The organism is Allobosea sp. P1_B10 (assembly GCF_056406735.1).
In genome coordinates this window covers 50,205-67,840 of record NZ_JBFTZP010000004.1, presented here as the reverse complement: position 1 = coordinate 67,840, position 17,636 = coordinate 50,205, and the positions used below count along the sequence as shown (strand labels likewise).

Sequence of the window (17,636 nt, the reverse complement as noted above, 5' to 3'; positions counted from 1 at the left end):
CCATGACGCAGACCCAACGCGATCACGCGCCGCTCCTCATCGCCGCCATCGGCCTCGTCGCCCTGCCCTCACTGATGCATCTGGTCGGGCTGGGCACGACCTCGGCGACCGAGATCGTCGTCTTCGCCATCGCCTGCATGGCGCTGAACATTCTGGTCGGCACGACAGGGCTGGTCTCGTTCGGACACGGCGCCTGGTTCGGGCTGGCCGCCTATGCCGCCGGGCTGATCCAGCGCAACTGGCTGCCCGGACAGTTCCTGCTACCGGTGCTGCTGGCGGTGCTCATGGTCGGCCTCATCGCCTTTGCCTTCGGCGCGCTGATCCTGCGTCGCAAGGGCGTCTATTTCTCGCTGCTCACACTGGCGCTCGCGGCGATGACCTATTCGGTCGCCTTCCGCTGGACCTCGCTGACCGGCGGCGAGGATGGACTGGGCGGCATCAAGCGGCCGCTATTCCTTGGCGTCGATTTCGAGGTGACGCTGCACTTCTATGCGCTCGTGGCGGTGATCGCGATGGCAGTGGTATACGGGCTCTGGCGCTTCCATCGCTCGCCTGTCGGCACAGTACTGGTGGCGATCCGCGAGAACGAGCAGCGCGCGCGCTTCCTCGGCTATGCGACCGACCGCTACAAGCTGATCGCCTTCACCCTCTCGGCCGCGCTGACGGGGCTCGCAGGAACGCTCCTGCTCTTCAACAACCGCATGACCTCGGCCGAGCCGATCTCGGTGGCGTTCTCGGGCGAATTGCTCGCCATGGTCGTCATCGGCGGCATGCGCTCCTTCCTGGGACCGGCGCTCGGCGCGCTCTTCTTCGTGATCTTCCGCGACTATCTCTCGAGCATGACGCCGAACTGGCTGTTCTGGTTCGGGCTGCTTTTTGTCGCCTTCATCGTGTTCTCACCGACCGGGCTGATCGGCGTCGGCCAGCGCCTGCTGCGGCCCTTCCTAAAGCAGGCTGCCGGCGATGCCGCCATGTCGGAGCGCAAGGCGGGACAGGTGACGCTGCCCGATTTCATGAAGCCGACGGACGCCGGCGATGGCGTCATCCTCGCGGCCAAGGGGCTCGCCAAGAGTTTTGGCGGCATCAAGGCCGTCGAGGGCGTCGACATCACGATGCGCGACCGCAAGCTGCACGCGCTGATCGGCCCCAATGGCGCCGGCAAGACGACCGCCTTCAACCTGATCTCGGGGCTCTTCGCGCCGGACCGGGGCACGGTCCATCTGCGCGATCGCCAGATCGGCGGCATGACGCCCGAAGCGATCACGCAGGCCGGCATCGGCCGCGCCTTCCAGATCACGAACCTGTTCCCGACCCTCTCGGTGGCAGAAAACGTGCGCCTCGCAGTGCAGGCGCGTGCAACGGAACGCTTTAACCCCTGGCGGGCAGCCGGCGGACTCGATGAGGTCAACACCCAGACCGCAACCGTGATCGACACGATGGGCCTGCGTGGGATCGAGACCGCCGAGGCGGGATCGCTGAGTTATGGCGGCCAGCGCCTGCTCGACATGAGCCTCGCGCTGGCGACGAAGCCGCGGGTGCTCCTGCTGGACGAGCCGTTGGCCGGCTTGGCTGCAGCGGAGCGCGAGCGCGTCGGCAACCTCATCAAGTCGATCTCGACCGATCTGCCGGTTTTGCTGGTCGAGCACGACATCGACCGCGTCTTCGCCATCGCCGACCATGTCACCGTCATGAACGAGGGCGCGGTGCTGGTCGACGGCACCGTGGAGGATGCGCGCTCCTCGCCGCGCGTGCAGGAGGTCTATATCGGCTCGGGCGCGCATGCCCTGGCGGAAAAGCCACGCGCCAGCGCCGCTCGCGAGACCGTGCTGCTCGGGCTGAAGGACGTCGACACCTTCTACGGCAAGAGCCACATCCTGCGGCAGGTCTCGCTCGACGTGCACGACAACGAAATCGTGGCCCTGCTCGGCCGCAACGGCGCCGGCAAGTCGACGCTGCTCAAGACGATCACCGGCATCGCGCCGCCAGCGACGGGCAGCATCACGCTCGCCGGCAGCGACATCGCCCGGCAGGCACCCGCCGTGATTGCGCGCGCCGGCATCGCCTATGTGCCGCAGGGGCGCGGGCTCTTCGCGGGCATGAGCGTCAAGGACAACATGGAACTCGGCCGCCTCAAGCGCGTCACCGGCAACGGCACGCATTGGGACGACGACAAGATCTTTGCCTTCTTCCCGCGCATCCGCGAGCGCTGGCACTCGCCGGCCGACTACCTCTCCGGCGGCGAGCAGCAGATGGTCGCGGTCGCTCGCGCTCTCTCCGGGGACACCCGCGTGCTGCTGCTCGACGAGCCCTTCGAGGGCTTGGCGCCCGCCGTCGTCGAGGAACTCTTCGAGGCTTTCGACAAGCTGCGCCGCGAGATCGCGATAGTCATCGTCGACCATCACCTCGACCTCGCTCTGGCACTGTCGGACCGCACCGTGGTGCTCGAGCGCGGGACCGTCGTCCACACCGGCCCATCGCGCGCGCTGAGCCAGGACCTAGCGCTGCGCCGGCAGGTGCTGTGGCTTTGACGACATCGTTCTCCCAATTCGGCCTCGTTCACGGGACTACAAGCTATGACTAACATCGCCATTGTCGGTTCGGGCCTGATCGGCCGCGCCTGGGCCACCGTCTTCGCCAGCCATGGCTGCGAGGTCGCGCTGCATGACGTCGCGCCCGGCGCGGCGGAGGCGGCGCGTGCACATATCGGCACCAATCTCGAAGAGCTTGCCGGCCACGGGCTCGTGCAGGATCCGAAGGGCTCGCTCGCCCGCATCCGCGTTGCCTCGGGCCTCGCCGATGTGCTGGCCGGAGCCGATCTCGTGCAGGAGAACGGGCCGGAAAGCGTCGAGGCCAAGCAGAAGCTCTTTGCCGAGATGGATGCGCTCGCACCCGCCTCCGCGATCCTCGCCTCCTCGACCTCCTTCATCATGGCCTCGGTCTTCAGCGAGGGGCTGGCGGGCCGCGCGCGCTGCCTCGTGGCGCATCCCGTCAACCCGCCGCATCTCGTGCCGATTGTCGAGCTCGCTCCCGCGCCCTGGACCGATCCGGCCGTCGTCGAGCGGGCCAAGGTCATCTACGAGCAGGCCGGGCAGGTACCGATCACCCTGCGCAAGGAAAAACCCGGCTTCGTCCTGAACCGGCTTCAGGCCGTGCTGCTGGCTGAGGCCTTCCGGCTCGTCGGCGAAGGCGTCGCCAGCGCCGAGGACGTCGACAAGACGATCCGCGACGGCCTCGGGCTGCGCTGGTCCTTCATGGGGCCCTTCGAGACGATCGAGCTCAATGCGCCGGGCGGCATCCCGGACTATTGCTCGCGATACGGCGCCTCACTGACGCGGATGGTCGCCGACAGCGCCGGCGGCGATCCCTTCGGCGCCGAGACGGTGGCGACCGTGATGAGCGAGTGGAGCGGCACGCAGGCGGCTGACCGGGTCAAGCGGCTGAGCGACTGGCGCGACACCCGGCTCGCGGCACTGCAGGCGCACAAGCAGGGCTCTCAGCGCAAGCCCGACTAAGGGCCCGCGCCACATCCGAGATTTGCCTAGAAAGGACCACCACCATGGCCAAGAACCGCAAAGTCATCATTACCTGCGCGGTGACAGGAGCGATCCACACGCCCTCGATGTCTCCGCATCTGCCGGTGACCGCCGACGAGATCATCGATGCGGCCGTCGGCGCGGCCGAAGCCGGCGCCGCGCTCGTCCATGTCCATGCCCGGAACCCCAAAACCGGCCAGCCCGACCAGTCCCCGGAGGCTTTTGAGCCCTTCCTGAAGGTGATCAAGCAGCGCTCGAACTGCGTCATCAACATCACCACCGGCGGCGCCCCCACCATGGGCGTCGAGGAGCGGCTCGGCCCCTGCGCTCATTTCAAGCCTGAGGTCGCCTCGCTCAATATGGGCTCGATGAATTTCGGGCTCTACCCGATGCTGGCCCGCTTCAAGGACTTCAAGCACGACTGGGAGCGGCCTTATCTCGAGGGCTCGAAGGACCGCATCTTCAAGAACACGTTCCAGGACATCGAGAACATCCTGACAACCTGCGCGGAGAACGGCACCCGCTTCGAGATCGAGTGCTACGACATCGGCCATCTCTACACGCTGGCCCATTTCGTCGACCGCGGACTGGTGAAGCCGCCCTTCTTCGTCCAGTCGGTCTTCGGCATCCTGGGCGGTATCGGCCCTCACCCCGAGGACGTCGCCCATATGAAGCGCACGGCCGATCGGCTGTTCGGCGACCAGTACCAGTGGTCGGTGCTTGGAGCGGGGCGGCACCAATTGCCGATCGCCGCGATGGCGGTCTCGATGGGCGGCAACCTGCGCGTCGGGCTGGAGGACTCGCTGTGGCTAGGGCCGGGCCAGTTCGCGAAATCCAACGCCGACCAGGTCAAGGCGGCCCGCATGATCATCGAAGGCCTCGGCCTCGAAGTGGCGACACCGGAGGACGCCCGTGAAGTCCTGCAGCTGAAGGGCGCCGACAAGGTCAATTTCTGATCGTCCGGCGCTCCCGGGACGGGACAATCACCGCGATGAGCTCGCGGGCGGGCGCCTCCTGCGATAGGCGCTCGCGAGACCAGGCCGCCGGGTAACGTCAGGCGAGATCTGAGCCGATCGGCCAAGGCGCCAGCATCAGCACTCGGCTCGTCACACGACAGCTTGCTGATGTGCTATCATGATCGCGGAAGCCGCCTCCCGACGCAGATCTGGGCTGGCCATGACTGCCCGCCCAGAACTCTGAGGTTGGCGTGATGCGGGTCATGCACACAGGCTCGTCGGCCGGCGCGGCGCTGAGCAAGCTACCGCGACTGTCTGCATCTATCGGCGAAGAAGGTGCCTGCGATGAGTGGCACAATCGACAGCTGGTTGAACGATCTGGGCCTCGGCAAGTATACGCCGACGTTCGTGCAGAACGACGTCGATCGCCGTGCCCTGCCCCATCTGACAGACGCCGATCTGCGGGAACTCGGCGTATCCCTGGGGCATCGCAAGACCATCCTCGCGGCCATCGAGAGCCTCGACGAGGATGCGGCCCTGCCCCGACCGAAGCGGAAAGCGGCCTCCGGACGGCAAAGCGGAAAGACTGAGCGAGCAGCGCCCGCTCCGAGCCCGAACGCAGAGCGCAGGCTGCTGACGGTCCTTTTCTGCGATCTCGTCGGATCGACCCGCCTGATCCAGCGGCTCGACCCCGAGGATGCCGGCGATGTCCTGCGCCGCTATCAGGATGCCGTCGCCGGCAGCATCACGCGCTACGGGGGGCATGTCGCCCAGTTCCTGGGAGACGGCGTACTTGCCTATTTCGGCTGGCCGACCGCCCACGAGGACCACGCCGAACGCGCCGTGCGCGCCGGCCTGGATGCGCTGGCCGCCGTCCGCTTGCTAGTGCTGCCTGAGCGTGGGCCGCTCAATGCGCGGGTAGGAATCGCGACCGGCCAAGTGGTGGTCGGCGATGCAGCCAGCGGACGTGAGATGTCGGCAGCCGGCCATGCGCTCAACCTTGCCGCGCGCCTGCAGCAAGAGGCCGAGCCGTCCGAGTTGCTGATCACCGATGATACCCTGCGGCTCATAGGAGAGACTTTCGTCACAGAGAAGGTCCGCGAGGCCCATCTCAAGGGCGTCGACAAACCGGTCGACCTCTATCGTATCGCTGGCGAGCGAGAGGTCGAGAGCCGGTTTGACGCGGTTCGCGGCGTTACACTCTCGCCGTTCATCGGGCGCGTACACGAGGTCGGAATCCTGCTCGAACGCTGGGCCGCCGCGCGCGCCGGCCAGGGCCAGGCCGTCTTTGTGTCCGGTGAGGCCGGCATCGGCAAGTCCCGTCTCGTCCAGTGCCTTGAGGAACAGGCGAAGGGGGCGCCCCATGAGGTCATCCGGCTTCAATGTTCGCCCTATCATCAGGACAGCGCCTTTCACCCGGTCATCCAACGCCTCGAGCGGGTCGCCGGGTTTGCTGCCGACGACACGGCCGAGCGGCGCCTGGACAAGCTGGAAGATCTGCTGCGGAGCAACGACGAGGACGCTTCGGCCGTGGCGGCAATCTACGCCGAGCTCCTGTCACTCGACACGCTCGGGCGCTACAAGCCGCTGAAGCTTGCGCCGGCGAAGCTGAAGGAGCTAACGCTCCAGACGCTCGTCAGCCGCCTCGCATCCATCAGCCGGCGCCTTCCTGCCTTGATGATCATCGAGGATACGCACTGGCTCGACCCCTCAACGGCCGAACTCCTCGAGCAGGTGCTCGCCCGCATCTCCGAATTGCCCGTGATGCTGGTGGTCACGCATCGGCCCGAATGGTCGGCGCACTGGGCCACCGGCTTCAGCTATACGACGACGCTCAGCATGGGCCGTCTCAGCCGTGCGCAGATCGCCGAGCTTGTCCAGTCGATCATGGGCCGGAATCCCCCCTTAGGCCTGATCGATGACATCGCGGAGCGCACTGATGGCGTGCCGCTGTTTGTGGAGGAACTGACGCGGTCGCTGCTCGAACAAGATCCAGACCACCCGCGCGCCCTGGACGAGATTCCGGCAACGCTGCAGGGCTCGCTGATGGCCGGGCTCGATCGCCTGTCTCCGGTGGCAAGGCAACTGGCCCAGATGGCGTCGGCGATTGGCCGGGAGTTCTCTCGGGCCCTGCTGAGGGACGTCGCGCGACTGCCTGGTGCCGTATTGGATGCGGCCCTGAACGAACTGACCCATGCGCATCTGATGATCAGAAGTGGGCTGTCCAGCGACACCTACGCGTTCCGGCACGCCTTGATCCAGGACGTGGCGTACCAGACGCTGGTCACCGGCAAGCGTCGCGCTTACCACAGGTTGGTGGGGGAAACGCTGATCGCGGCGCAGCCCGATGTGGCCGAGACGCAGCCGGAGCTGATTGCCCGCCACCTGTCCGAAGCCGACCTGCCGGAGCGCGCGCTGTCGTTCTGGAAACTTGCGGCGCAACGGGCATTGGCACGGTCCGCCAATTTCGAGGCCGTTAAGCACTGCGAGAACGCTCTGCGGCTGGTCTCCCGAGTTTCCGATGGCCAGGTCCGTGCGAGGGAAAGCGTGCAGGTCCGCCTTCTGCTCGGTCGCGCTCTCGAGAGCGCCGGCCGCATGTCCGAGGCGATGCGTCATTCGCTGGCGGCGTTGGAGGAAGCGCGTGCGCAGGGTGACGCTGGGGCCTTCGCCGAGGCGGCGCTCGTCTTCGACAATGCCCGCTTCCTCTCGAACGAGCCGTCCCGCGACTCGCTTAAGTTGCTCGAGGAGGCGAGAACCTTGATCGGTGTCGCCGACCTGGCAACGCGCTGCCACATCCTGAGCCGCCTGGCCCGCGCGCACCTTGTGCTCGGCGAGATCGATGCTGCAAACCTCTTTTCGCGAGAAGCAACCGAGGAGGCCCGGCGGTTGAACGACCCGCTGTCGCGCTTCGAACTGTTGGTGAACCGCTTTCTCATCCCGGCAAGCACGCGATGCGAAGACAACGGCCAGGAGTGGCGTGCCCAGATCGACGAGTTGCTCAGGCTCGCCGATGAAGTTGACGACGACGATGCACGCGGACGCGCGCGCAGCCTCGACGTCTACGGATCGGCCGAATTCGGCGACCGCGAGCGCATGGACAAGGCGCTCCATGAACTGAACATCCTCGGCGAGGCGCGTCAGAGGATGCACGTGCACTGGATCGCGGTCCACGGCCGGGCGATGCAAGCGATCCTGAACGGCGATTTTGCCGAGGCGGAGCGACATGCCGAGACGGCCCTGGAGCTCGGGCGCCGGACATATGGCGACGCCGTCGAAGGCGTCTACGGATTTCAGATGTTCACGATCAGGCGCGAGCAGGGCCGGCTGGCCGAGGTGGCGCCGATCATCAAGCACCTGATCGACGAAAACCCGGATCAGCCGACGTGGAAGCCAGGCTTCGCTCTGATCGCCTCCGAGCTTGGTCACCTGAAGCCTGCGCAACGGACGCTTGACGAATTCGTCGATGGCCGCCTTCCGATCGCTGTCGATGCGAAACGGAGCGCAACCCTGGCCTATCTGGCGGAGGTCTGCGCGGCGCTCGAAGACCGGACTTGCGCGAAGCGGCTCTACAGCCTGCTGGCCGCGTATGACGGAAAAACCATCACCGCGGGTGTGACCACGGTTTGCCTTGGGGCAGCCGGGCGGTTCCTCGGTCAACTGGCCGCGCTCACCGAGGACTGGCAGGTCGCCGAGGCCCACTTCCAGGCGGCGATCGAGCTTGATCAAAGGATGGGCGCCCGGCCTTGGCTCGCCCACAGCCAGTACGCCTATGCCCAGATGCTTCGCCGGCGGGGGCGAGTTGGAGACAGGAAGCAGGCCGAAGCGCTTCTCGAGTGCTCACTGGAGACGGCGATGAACCTCGGCATGGTCGCGCTCAAACGAAAGATGCAAGGAACCGTACATTGATAAGAAAGACTGGCCCTTGAGCTGAATCGTAATTCGTCTTCAGGAAGGAAGAGCCAATGCCCCGCTTCATCATTGAGAGAAATTTCGCCGAAAAACTTGAACTGACGAAAGAATCGAGCGATCACGTTCAGCGGATCAACGATGCTGAAGGTGTAAAGTGGATTTTTTCTTTTCTCAGCGCCGATAAAAGAAAGACCTATTGCCTCTACGAGGCCGCAAGCGCCGACACCATTCGTCTCGCGGCGGAACGCGCCGGGATCCCGGCCGATGTGATCACCCAAGTGGACGAGATCAGCCCCGAAATGTTTGCCTGATGGCTCGGCTCAGTTGGCGCAAGAGCCGGTCAGCTCATAAGCCGGCAAGCCCTGCGCACGCATGCCTCAGGGATGGCGGAGATGGACACGTGATCACGGAGCGATGAAACGTCGCGATCGTGAGTGCTCGCAAATATTCGCCATTGTCTGACGTCGCCAGGCGAGCGTAGTGTTTCCAAGGGCGCCGAGAAGAGCGGAGTGCCGCGGGATTGGATGAACAGGCGCCTCCACTCCAGCATGGGAGGCAACTTGATGAATGTTCGGCCTGACCCAACTTTTCATGCATCGCCGAAGCTCGCGATGGAAGCTCCGGTCGAGACCTATGCCTATACCCTGTTGCTGAGTCCGGACTTCTCCAAGCCCGACGCGCTTGCTGTCATCGACGTCAAGCCCGGCTCCCCGACCTACTCGCAGGTCGTCCACACCGTGACGATGCCCAACAAGGGTGACGAGTTTCATCACTTCGGCTGGAACGCCTGTTCATCGTCCCTCTCGCCGTTGACGGGCCATGCATTCCTCGAGAGACGCTACCTTATCATTCCGGGAATCCGCTCCTCGCGCATCTACGTGATCGACACCAAGCCTGACCCGACAAAGGCCAGGATTCACAAGATAATCGAACCCGAGGAGGTGTTCCGGCGCACCGGCTATTCGCGCCCGCACACGATCCATTGCGGTCCCGAAGGCATCTATGTCAGCACGCTCGGCGGCGGCGGGGCGCAGGGCATCGACGGCCCGCCCGGCGTCTTCATCATGGACTGCCAGACCTTCGAGATCCTGGGCCGCTGGGAGATCGATCGCGGCCTGCAGGACAAGCATTACGATTTCTGGTGGAACCTGCCACGCGACTATATGGTATCGAGCGAATGGGCGTTGCCGCCGCAATTCGAGAACGGCATCGTCCCCGAGGATCTTCTCTCCAACAAGTACGGCCACCGCATCCATTTCTGGGATTTGCGACAGCGCCGCAACGTGCAGACGATCGATCTCGGCGCCAACCATCAGATGGCGCTCGAGGTTCGCCCGGCCCACGATCCAAGTCGCGAACACGGCTTCCTCGGAGTGGTCGTGGATACTACCAATCTGGAGGGCTCCATCTGGACGTGGTGGCGCGAGGGCGGAACCTTCCACATCGAGAAGTCGGCAACCATCCCGGCTGAGCCTGCGGACAAGAGCGATCTGCCCCCGCTTCTGCAGGGTTTCGGTGCCGTGCCGCCATTGGTCAGCGACATCGACCTCTCGATGGACGACCGGTTCCTCTATGTCTCCTGCTGGGGCACCGGCGAGATGCGCCAATACGATGTTTCGGAGCCGAGAAAGCCGAAATTGACGGGCTCGGTGCATATCGGTGGCATCGCCCGGCGAACACCGCATCCCAATGGCAAGGCCTATGGGGGCGGACCCCAGATGGTCGAGATCAGCCGCGACGGAAAGCGGGTCTATTGGACCAACTCCCTTTATTCGACCTGGGACGACCAGTTCTATCCTGACGGCGTGCCGGGAGCGGAGGTGATGGCGGTCGCCGGCCCGAATGGGGGGCTGGAACTGGCCAAGGACTACTGGGTGAACTTCCCCGATGGCTATCGGGCACACCAGATCCGGCTGGAAGGGGGCGATTGCTCGACTGACTCGTTCTGCTATCCGTCGGCCTGACGTTGGGCGAGCTTGACTGGGGCCGCGCCGGACTATGGGCAGGGGTCATCGCCAGTGGCGTCTATCACGGCGTCAATCCGGGGATGGGTTGGCCACTTGCCGTGTCGGCCGGCCTCCTTGAACGGAGTTCGCGTGCATTATGGCTGGCGCTCGGCTTCCTGGCGCTAGGGCATCTTCTCTCGGTGCTAGTCGTGCTGCTGCCATTTGCTCTTCTGACCGCCCTGCTGGACTGGCAGCGCCAGCTTCAACTCGGAGCCAGCCTGCTGTTGATCAGCCTGGGCGGTTTTCTGCTCATTTGGCGAAGGCACCCGCGGGGGCTGGCGCGCATACCCCCCTCGCGACTCATGGTCTGGTCGTTCGCGATCGCGGTCGCGCACGGTGCGGGCCTCATGCTCGTGCCGCTCTACCTCGGCCTTTGTCGTTCGCCCGCGACGGGAAATGGCATGAGCGGAGCCGACGTCCTGTTCTCCTCCAGCTTCGATGCCGCCTTGCTGGTATCGCTTCTTCATACACTCGTGCTTTTCGGCGCGGCCGGCATCTCGGCATGGTTGGTCTATCGATATCTGGGGCTGAAATTCATCTCGCGAAGCTGGTTCAACCTCGACGCAATCTGGGCGATGAGCCTCGTTGCCATCGGCATCCTGTCGCTGATCTGAAATACGCTTATTCGAGCCGACCGCGACCAGATCGGACGCCGGGACGATCCTCGCGAGCGCAGGCCTGATGCAAGGTCGAGCGCCAATTCCGTCGCGGCAGAACCCCGACACGATGTTTCTGCGGCGTCACAGCTCGGGGCTCTCGTGGACGAGATGGATTGGCGCTATTGTCGCCGAACTCAACCGCCGTCCGAATACCGTGGCACGAGGCTCGTGGCATGCTGGCTGGTGTCGAACCGAGATCTGATCCGGACCGCTATTCGCGCGCCGGGTCTGCATGCCCAAGCCAACGTCAGCCTGGGCAATGGATATCCTCGGGATCACGCGAGCCGGACAATCCGGATCTGCACCTCAACGAAAAACGGCAGGAAATCCCCGACACCCCGATGATCACGCTCCGGTGACCCGGAGGGCTTGAAGGAGGCTGGAGTGGGTCTTGTTCTCGACAAGGTGCGTCGCGACGCCGGAGCGCAAACGCATATTCACGAGACGACGCTGCGGCTTCCACCAGGGACCATGACCGTGCTGCTTGGCGCTACGTTGGCGGGAAAGACCTCGCTGATGCGGCTGATGGCCGGCCTCGACCGACCGACATCGGGGCGGATCCTGGTCGACGAGGGTGGGCGAGAGCGCGATGTCACCGGACTGCCCGTGCGCGAGCGCTCGGTCGCGATGGTCTACCAGCAATTCATCAACTACCCGAACCTCAACGTCTTCGAGAACATCGCCTCACCGCTCAGGGTCAAAGGGCGGCCCAGGGCGGAGGTCGAGAGCCGGGTGCGAGACATGGCGCGCCTGATGCAGCTCGAGCCGTTCCTCGAGCGCATGCCGCTCACCCTCTCCGGTGGGCAGCAGCAGCGGACAGCGATGGCTCGCGCCCTGATCAAGGGCGCCGATCTCGTGCTGCTCGACGAGCCGCTTGCCAACCTCGACTATAAGCTGCGCGAGGAACTGCGCGAGGAACTGCCCAAGATCGTCCGCATGACGAATGCGACGGTCGTTTACGCCACCACAGAGCCGCAGGAGGCCCTGCTGCTCGGCGACCATACCGCGACGCTCTGGCAGGGACGGGTGACACATTATGGGCCGAGCCCAGCGGTCTATCGGCGGCCGCAAGACCTGATCACGGCCCGCATATTCTCCGATCCGCCGCTCAACCTCCTGCCGATCGCCAAGGGCGGGGAGCATGTTCTCCTGCCCGACGGCAGGCACGTCACTGCAACCGACAATCTCCGGGACCTGCCGGACGGCGACTTCAAGGTCGGCTTCCGGGCGCACCATCTCGCATTGGGCGGCGGGAGTGATGCCGCCCTGCGCTTCGACGCCACGGTGATCGTCTCCGAAATCGCAGGCTCGGAGAGCTTCGTCCATCTGGAATGCGCGGATACGCGCTGGGTAGCCCTTGCGCCGGGGGTGCATGAGCTAGAACCGGGGACGCCGGTCTCGGTGCATGTCGATCCCGCAACCGTGTTCGTCTTCGATACCGACGGGCGGCTCGCTCACGCCCCAGCGTTCCTTTCGGCGGCCTGAGGAGGCGTTCCATGGCGCGCATCGAGCTTTCCGATCTCGCGCATTCCTACAAGCCGGGCGCATCGGCGCCTGCCGACTTCGCGCTGAAGCCGATGACGCTGACCTGGCGCCAGGGCGGCGCCTATGCGCTGCTCGGCCCATCCGGATGCGGCAAGACGACCCTGCTCAACATCATCTCGGGCCTGCTGATCCCGTCGCAGGGCCGCGTCCTGTTCGACGGCCGGGATGTCGCGCATCTGCCGACGGAGCAACGCAATATCGCCCAAGTCTTCCAGTTTCCGGTCGTCTACGACACGATGACCGTCTACGAGAACCTCGCCTTCCCGCTGCGCAATCGCGGCATGGAGGCGAAGGCGGTCGATGGGCGCGTGCGCGAGATCGCGAGCCTGCTGGAACTCACCGGCGAACTCGACCGCAAGGCGCGTGGGCTGACTGCCGATGCGAAGCAGAAGATCTCGCTTGGCCGAGGCCTCGTGCGCGCCGATGTCGCCGCCATTCTCTTCGACGAGCCTTTGACCGTCATCGACCCCCAGCTGAAATGGGAGTTGCGATCAAAGCTCAAGGCGCTCCACAGGGCGCTCGACGTCACCATGATCTATGTGACGCATGACCAGACCGAGGCACTGACCTTCGCCGACACCGTGGTCGTGATGCATGACGGACGGATCGTCCAGGCCGGGCGGCCGGACGAGCTGTTCGACAAGCCGGCCCACACCTTCGTGGGTTATTTCATCGGCTCGCCGGGCATGAACGTGATCCCGGCCATTGTTGCGGCCAACCGCGCCCAGGTCGCGGGCGCGACGATCACCCTGCCCCGCAGCTACGACATCCCGCCGGGCAAGCGGATCGAGATCGGCGTCAGGCCCGAATTTGCGACGCTTGCGCGGCCCGGAGAGGGATTGCCCGTCACCGTCGAGCGCATCGACGATCTCGGTCGGTCCCGGCTGGCGCGCCTGCGGCTGGGCGGGCATGCTGTCGCCGCCGGAGTGCCCGACGAACTCGGCGAGATCGGTGAGGCCGCCGGGCTCATCCTCCAGAGCGACCACATCCATGTATACGCCGATGGCGAACTCCTGGACGGGAGGCGTGATGGACAAGCCGCATGACAACCGCGCCTGGTTCCTGGTCCTTCCGGTGCTCGCCATCGTCGCCTTCTCGGCGGTGATCCCGCTGATGACGGTGGTGAACTATTCGGTGCAGGACACTTTTGGAAACAACCAGTTCTTCTGGAACGGAACCGGCTGGTTCAGGGAGTTGCTCGATCCGTCCAGCGACCTCGGCGGCCGCGTGCGGGACTCGCTGTGGCGCAACCTGCTGTTCTCCGCGATCATCCTCGCGATCGAGGTGCCACTTGGGATCGCGGTGGCGCTCGCCATGCCGCGCGAAGGGTGGAAGGTCGCGGCGACGCTGGTGCTAATGGCGATGCCGCTGCTCGTGCCATGGAACGTCGTTGGAACGATCTGGCAGGTCTTCGCCCGCGGCGACATCGGGCTGCTTGGCTACGCCATCAATCGGCTCGGTATCGACTACAACTATGTCGCCGACCCGCTGGCGGCCTGGGCGACGATCATCGCGATGGACGTCTGGCACTGGACATCGCTCGTCGCGCTGCTCTGCTATGCCGGCCTGAAGTCGATCCCGGATGCCTACTACCAGGCCGCGCGCATCGACGGTGCGCGCCGTTGGGCGGTGTTCCGCTTCATCCAGCTCCCGAAGATGCGGCGCGTGCTGATCATTGCGGTACTGCTCCGTTTCATGGACTCGTTCATGATCTACACCGAGCCCTTTGTGGTCACCGGCGGTGGGCCCGGCAATTCGACGACGTTCCTCTCGATCGAACTGGTGAAGCTGGCGCTGGGCCAGTTCGATCTCGGAAAGGCCGCGGCGATGTCGATCGTCTACAACCTGATCATCCTCGCCGTGTGCTGGGTCTTCTATACCGTCATGACCAATCTCGATGTCGAGCGTCGGCGCCCGCCGACAGATGTGTGAGGGCGAGCGATGACGACCGACAGCCTCGGCTCGACCTCCGCGCGTCCCGCCGCCGCCGTAACGCCCAGGGCGCGCTCAGCCTTCCGCTTCAACGGCAGCGCGCTGACGCTGGGGCTCTACCTGACGTTCCTCATCCTGCCGATCTACTGGCTCGTGGTGATGAGCCTGAAGACCAACGCCGAGATCAACGCCGGCATGACGCTCTGGCCGCGCGAGATCACCTTTGCCAACTACCGGACGATATTCACGGACCCGTCCTGGTACTCCGGCTACATCAATTCGCTGAGCTATGTGGTCATTAACACGGTGATCTCGATCAGCCTGGCGCTTCCGGCGGCCTACGCCTTCTCCCGCTACCGCTTCCTCGGCGACAAGCACCTGTTCTTCTGGTTGCTCTCGAACCGGATGGCTCCGCCAGCGATCTTCGCCCTGCCCTTCTTCAATCTCTATTCGGCGATCGGCCTGTTCGACACGCCGCTCGCCGTGGCGTTGGCCCACTGCCTGTTCAATGTCCCGCTGGCGGTCTGGATCCTCGAAGGCTTCATGTCGGGGGTGCCGCGCGAAATCGACGAAACTGCCTATCTCGACGGCTATTCCTTCCCGCGCTTCTTCGTGAAGATTTTTACCCCGATCATCGCCAACGGCATCGGCGTCACCGCCTTCTTCTGCTTCATGTTCTCCTGGGTGGAGCTTCTGCTCGCGCGCACCTTGACGACGGTCAACGCCAAGCCGATCGCCGCCACGATGACGCGCACGGTCTCGGCCGCCGGCATGGACTGGGGCCTGCTGGCGGCGGCGGGCGTGCTCACGCTGATTCCCGGCGCGCTCGTGATCTGGTTCGTCCGAAACTACATCGCAAAAGGCTTTGCCCTGGGGAGGGTCTGATGCCCGACTTTGCTGCGATCAATCTCGCATGGATGGCGTGGACGCCGCAGACGGGGCTGTTCTTTGCCGCCCTGTTCGGAGTGCTCGGGGCTATGACCATGCTTGCGATCTGGCGACCGGAAGTCGAACGCATCGGAGTACTCGGCATCCCGACGACACGCGGCGACCGGCTTTTCCTGAGCCTGCTCGGCGCGGCCTTCATCCATCTCGCCTGGCTCGGCCTCGCCTCCGGCGATCTGTGGTGGGCTTCGCTCGTTTCTCTGCTCTATGCCGCGGCGGTTTTCCGCTTCGTCTGACCAACCACGGAGGCTGCTTCCGAACGATCCCGCCTTCGCAAGAAGAGGCCGGCAAGGCTCGCAAGACCAATCATCCAGTGGAGGAAACGATGAGAAAGCAGATGCTAGCCGCGACCGCGCTCAGCCTTTTGCTCGGCGCCGTTCCCGCTTTGGCCGACATGGACGCCGCGAGGCGCTGGGTCGACAGTGAGTTTCAGCCCTCGACGCTGCCTAAGGAGGCCCAACTCAAGGAAATGGAGTGGTTCGTCAACGCCGCAAAGCCGTTTGCCGGCCTGGAGATCAATGTCGTCTCCGAGACCATCACCACCCATGAATACGAGGCGAGGACGCTGGCCAGAGCGTTCAGCGAGATCACCGGCATCAAGCTCAAGCACGACCTGATCCAGGAAGGCGACGTGGTCGAGAAGCTGCAGACGCAGATGCAGTCCGGCCGGAACGTCTATGACGGCTGGATCAACGATTCCGACCTGATCGGCACGCATTTTCGCTACAAGCAGACGACCAACCTGACCGACTGGATGGCCGGACCGGGCAAGGACGTCACCAACCCGATGCTCGACGTCGACGACTTCATCGGCAAATCCTTCGGCACTGCGCCGGACGGCAAGCTCTACCAGCTCCCCGACCAGCAGTTCGCGAACCTCTACTGGTTCCGCTACGACTGGTTCAGCCGCCCCGACCTGAAGGAGAAGTTCAAGGCCAAGTACGGCTACGAGCTCGGCGTGCCAGTCAACTGGTCCGCCTATGAGGACATCGCCGAGTTCTTCTCCAACGACGTCAAGGAGATCGACGGCGTCCGGGTCTTCGGCCACATGGACTACGGCAAGAAGGATCCGTCGCTGGGCTGGCGCTTCACCGACGCCTGGCTGTCGATGGCCGGCAATGGCGACAAGGGCATTCCCAACGGCAAGCCGGTCGATGAATGGGGCATTCGCATGGAGGGTTGCCGGCCCGTCGGCTCATCTGTCGAGCGCGGCGGAGACACCAATGGCCCGGCCTCCGTCTATGCGGTCCAGAAATATGTGGATTGGCTCAACAAGTACGCGCCGCCCCAGGCGCGTGGAATGACGTTCTCTGAATCCGGGCCGGTGCCGGCGCAGGGCGCGATCGCCCAGCAAATCTTCTGGTACACCGCCTTCACCGCCGACATGGTCAAGCCCGGCCTCCCGGTGGTGAATTCCGATGGCACGCCAAAGTGGCGGATGGCGCCCTCGCCCAAGGGCTCCTACTGGAAGGACGGAATGAAGCTCGGCTACCAGGATGCGGGCTCGCTGACGCTGCTGGAATCCACTCCGATCGAGAAGCGCAAGGCAGCCTGGCTCTACCTCCAGTTCATCGTCTCCAAGTCGGTCAGCCTGAAGAAGAGCCATGTCGGCCTCACCTTCATCCGCGAGAGCGATATCTGGGACAAGAGCTTTACCGAACGGGCTCCCAAGCTCGGCGGGCTCATCGAATTCTACCGCTCGCCGGCACGCGTCCAGTGGACGCCGACCGGCAACAATGTCCCGGACTATCCCCGCCTCGCCCAGCTCTGGTGGCAGAACATCGGCGATGCCTCCTCCGGCGCCAAGACCGCGCAGGCGGCCATGGATGCGCTCGCTGCGGCGCAGGACTCGGTGCTGGAGAGATTGGAACGTTCAGGCGTGCAGGGCGAATGCGGCCCGAAACTGAACCCGAAGCAGACTGCCGACGCCTGGTTCGCGAAGTCGAAGGCCGATGGCAACATTGCGCCGCAGCCCAAGCTCGCCAATGAGAAGCCAAAGGGCGAGACGATCGACTACGACACGCTGATCAAGTCCTGGCCGGCGACGCCGCCCAAGAAGAACTGAGGCAGATCTTTAAGCTCGCGGGCGGAGAGTAAGAACCGCCCGCGATCGCTCTGTTGCAGTGGCCCGCCCTGCCGCTTTGCCCGAGA

The 17,636-nt window shown here is 64.7% G+C and carries 13 protein-coding genes; all 13 read left to right on the top strand.

The features are described 5' to 3' along the window. Positions 1 to 2 precede the first annotated feature (2 nt). The 13 genes from AC1D2L_RS11005 (at position 3) to AC1D2L_RS10945 (ending at position 17,550) form a co-directional block, all read left to right on the top strand. Complete coding sequence (locus AC1D2L_RS11005) at positions 3 to 2,528, top strand: branched-chain amino acid ABC transporter ATP-binding protein/permease (RefSeq protein WP_476845913.1); 2,526 nt, start codon at positions 3 to 5, stop codon at positions 2,526 to 2,528. 45 nt (positions 2,529 to 2,573) lie between these two features. Beyond that, positions 2,574 to 3,512 (top strand): 3-hydroxyacyl-CoA dehydrogenase, encoded by a 939-nt coding sequence (locus AC1D2L_RS11000; protein ID WP_476845912.1) that lies wholly within the window; start codon positions 2,574 to 2,576, stop codon positions 3,510 to 3,512. Between the two features lie 44 nt (positions 3,513 to 3,556). Further along, on the top strand, positions 3,557 to 4,489 hold the full coding sequence (gene kce / locus AC1D2L_RS10995) for a 3,5-dioxohexanoate:acetyl-CoA acetone transferase (RefSeq protein ID WP_476845911.1): 933 nt from the start codon (positions 3,557 to 3,559) through the stop codon (positions 4,487 to 4,489). Between the two features lie 345 nt (positions 4,490 to 4,834). Further along, complete coding sequence (locus AC1D2L_RS10990) at positions 4,835 to 8,395, top strand: adenylate/guanylate cyclase domain-containing protein (RefSeq protein ID WP_476845910.1); 3,561 nt, start codon at positions 4,835 to 4,837, stop codon at positions 8,393 to 8,395. 56 nt (positions 8,396 to 8,451) lie between these two features. Further along, complete coding sequence (locus AC1D2L_RS10985; protein WP_476845909.1) at positions 8,452 to 8,709, top strand: DUF4242 domain-containing protein; 258 nt, start codon at positions 8,452 to 8,454, stop codon at positions 8,707 to 8,709. Between the two features lie 252 nt (positions 8,710 to 8,961). Further along, positions 8,962 to 10,362, top strand: a complete 1,401-nt coding sequence (locus AC1D2L_RS10980) for a selenium-binding protein SBP56-related protein (RefSeq protein ID WP_476845908.1) — start codon at positions 8,962 to 8,964, stop codon at positions 10,360 to 10,362. A gap of 2 nt (positions 10,363 to 10,364) precedes the next feature. Beyond that, the gene (locus AC1D2L_RS10975) at positions 10,365 to 11,018 is read left to right on the top strand and encodes a hypothetical protein (protein ID WP_476845907.1); all 654 of its coding nucleotides are present in this window, start codon (positions 10,365 to 10,367) and stop codon (positions 11,016 to 11,018) included. 429 nt (positions 11,019 to 11,447) lie between these two features. Continuing rightward, on the top strand, positions 11,448 to 12,548 hold the full coding sequence (locus AC1D2L_RS10970; RefSeq protein ID WP_476845906.1) for an ABC transporter ATP-binding protein: 1,101 nt from the start codon (positions 11,448 to 11,450) through the stop codon (positions 12,546 to 12,548). Between the two features lie 11 nt (positions 12,549 to 12,559). Further along, positions 12,560 to 13,654, top strand: coding sequence for an ABC transporter ATP-binding protein (locus tag AC1D2L_RS10965; RefSeq protein WP_476845905.1), 1,095 nt, complete (start codon positions 12,560 to 12,562; stop codon positions 13,652 to 13,654). Then, the gene (locus tag AC1D2L_RS10960) at positions 13,638 to 14,540 is read left to right on the top strand and encodes a carbohydrate ABC transporter permease (protein ID WP_476845904.1); all 903 of its coding nucleotides are present in this window, start codon (positions 13,638 to 13,640) and stop codon (positions 14,538 to 14,540) included. The genes AC1D2L_RS10965 and AC1D2L_RS10960 overlap by 17 nt, the downstream gene beginning before the upstream one ends. A gap of 9 nt (positions 14,541 to 14,549) precedes the next feature. Next, entirely contained in the window at positions 14,550 to 15,425 is an 876-nt protein-coding gene (locus AC1D2L_RS10955; RefSeq protein ID WP_476845903.1) for a carbohydrate ABC transporter permease, read from the top strand. Then, positions 15,425 to 15,721 carry a DUF2160 domain-containing protein gene (locus AC1D2L_RS10950; RefSeq protein ID WP_476845902.1) on the top strand — a complete coding sequence of 99 codons (297 nt, stop codon included), beginning with the start codon at positions 15,425 to 15,427 and terminating at the stop codon, positions 15,719 to 15,721. The genes AC1D2L_RS10955 and AC1D2L_RS10950 overlap by 1 nt, the downstream gene beginning before the upstream one ends. An 89-nt stretch (positions 15,722 to 15,810) precedes the next feature. Further along, the gene (locus tag AC1D2L_RS10945) at positions 15,811 to 17,550 is read left to right on the top strand and encodes an ABC transporter substrate-binding protein (RefSeq protein WP_476845901.1); all 1,740 of its coding nucleotides are present in this window, start codon (positions 15,811 to 15,813) and stop codon (positions 17,548 to 17,550) included. Positions 17,551 to 17,636: the final 86 nt, after the last annotated feature.

Bases quoted from the DNA above. Each gene is read 5' to 3' on its own strand.
- AC1D2L_RS10950 (WP_476845902.1), top strand. From the start codon at position 15,425: ATGCCCGACTTTGCTGCGATCAATCTCGCATGGATGGCGTGGACGCCG.
- AC1D2L_RS10945 (WP_476845901.1), top strand. From the start codon at position 15,811: ATGAGAAAGCAGATGCTAGCCGCGACCGCGCTCAGCCTTTTGCTCGGC.
- AC1D2L_RS11005 (WP_476845913.1), top strand. From the start codon at position 3: ATGACGCAGACCCAACGCGATCACGCGCCGCTCCTCATCGCCGCCATC.
- AC1D2L_RS10965 (WP_476845905.1), top strand. From the start codon at position 12,560: ATGGCGCGCATCGAGCTTTCCGATCTCGCGCATTCCTACAAGCCGGGC.
- AC1D2L_RS11000 (WP_476845912.1), top strand. From the start codon at position 2,574: ATGACTAACATCGCCATTGTCGGTTCGGGCCTGATCGGCCGCGCCTGG.
- kce (WP_476845911.1), top strand. From the start codon at position 3,557: ATGGCCAAGAACCGCAAAGTCATCATTACCTGCGCGGTGACAGGAGCG.
- AC1D2L_RS10955 (WP_476845903.1), top strand. From the start codon at position 14,550: ATGACGACCGACAGCCTCGGCTCGACCTCCGCGCGTCCCGCCGCCGCC.
- AC1D2L_RS10985 (WP_476845909.1), top strand. From the start codon at position 8,452: ATGCCCCGCTTCATCATTGAGAGAAATTTCGCCGAAAAACTTGAACTG.
- AC1D2L_RS10980 (WP_476845908.1), top strand. From the start codon at position 8,962: ATGAATGTTCGGCCTGACCCAACTTTTCATGCATCGCCGAAGCTCGCG.
- AC1D2L_RS10990 (WP_476845910.1), top strand. From the start codon at position 4,835: ATGAGTGGCACAATCGACAGCTGGTTGAACGATCTGGGCCTCGGCAAG.
- AC1D2L_RS10960 (WP_476845904.1), top strand. From the start codon at position 13,638: ATGGACAAGCCGCATGACAACCGCGCCTGGTTCCTGGTCCTTCCGGTG.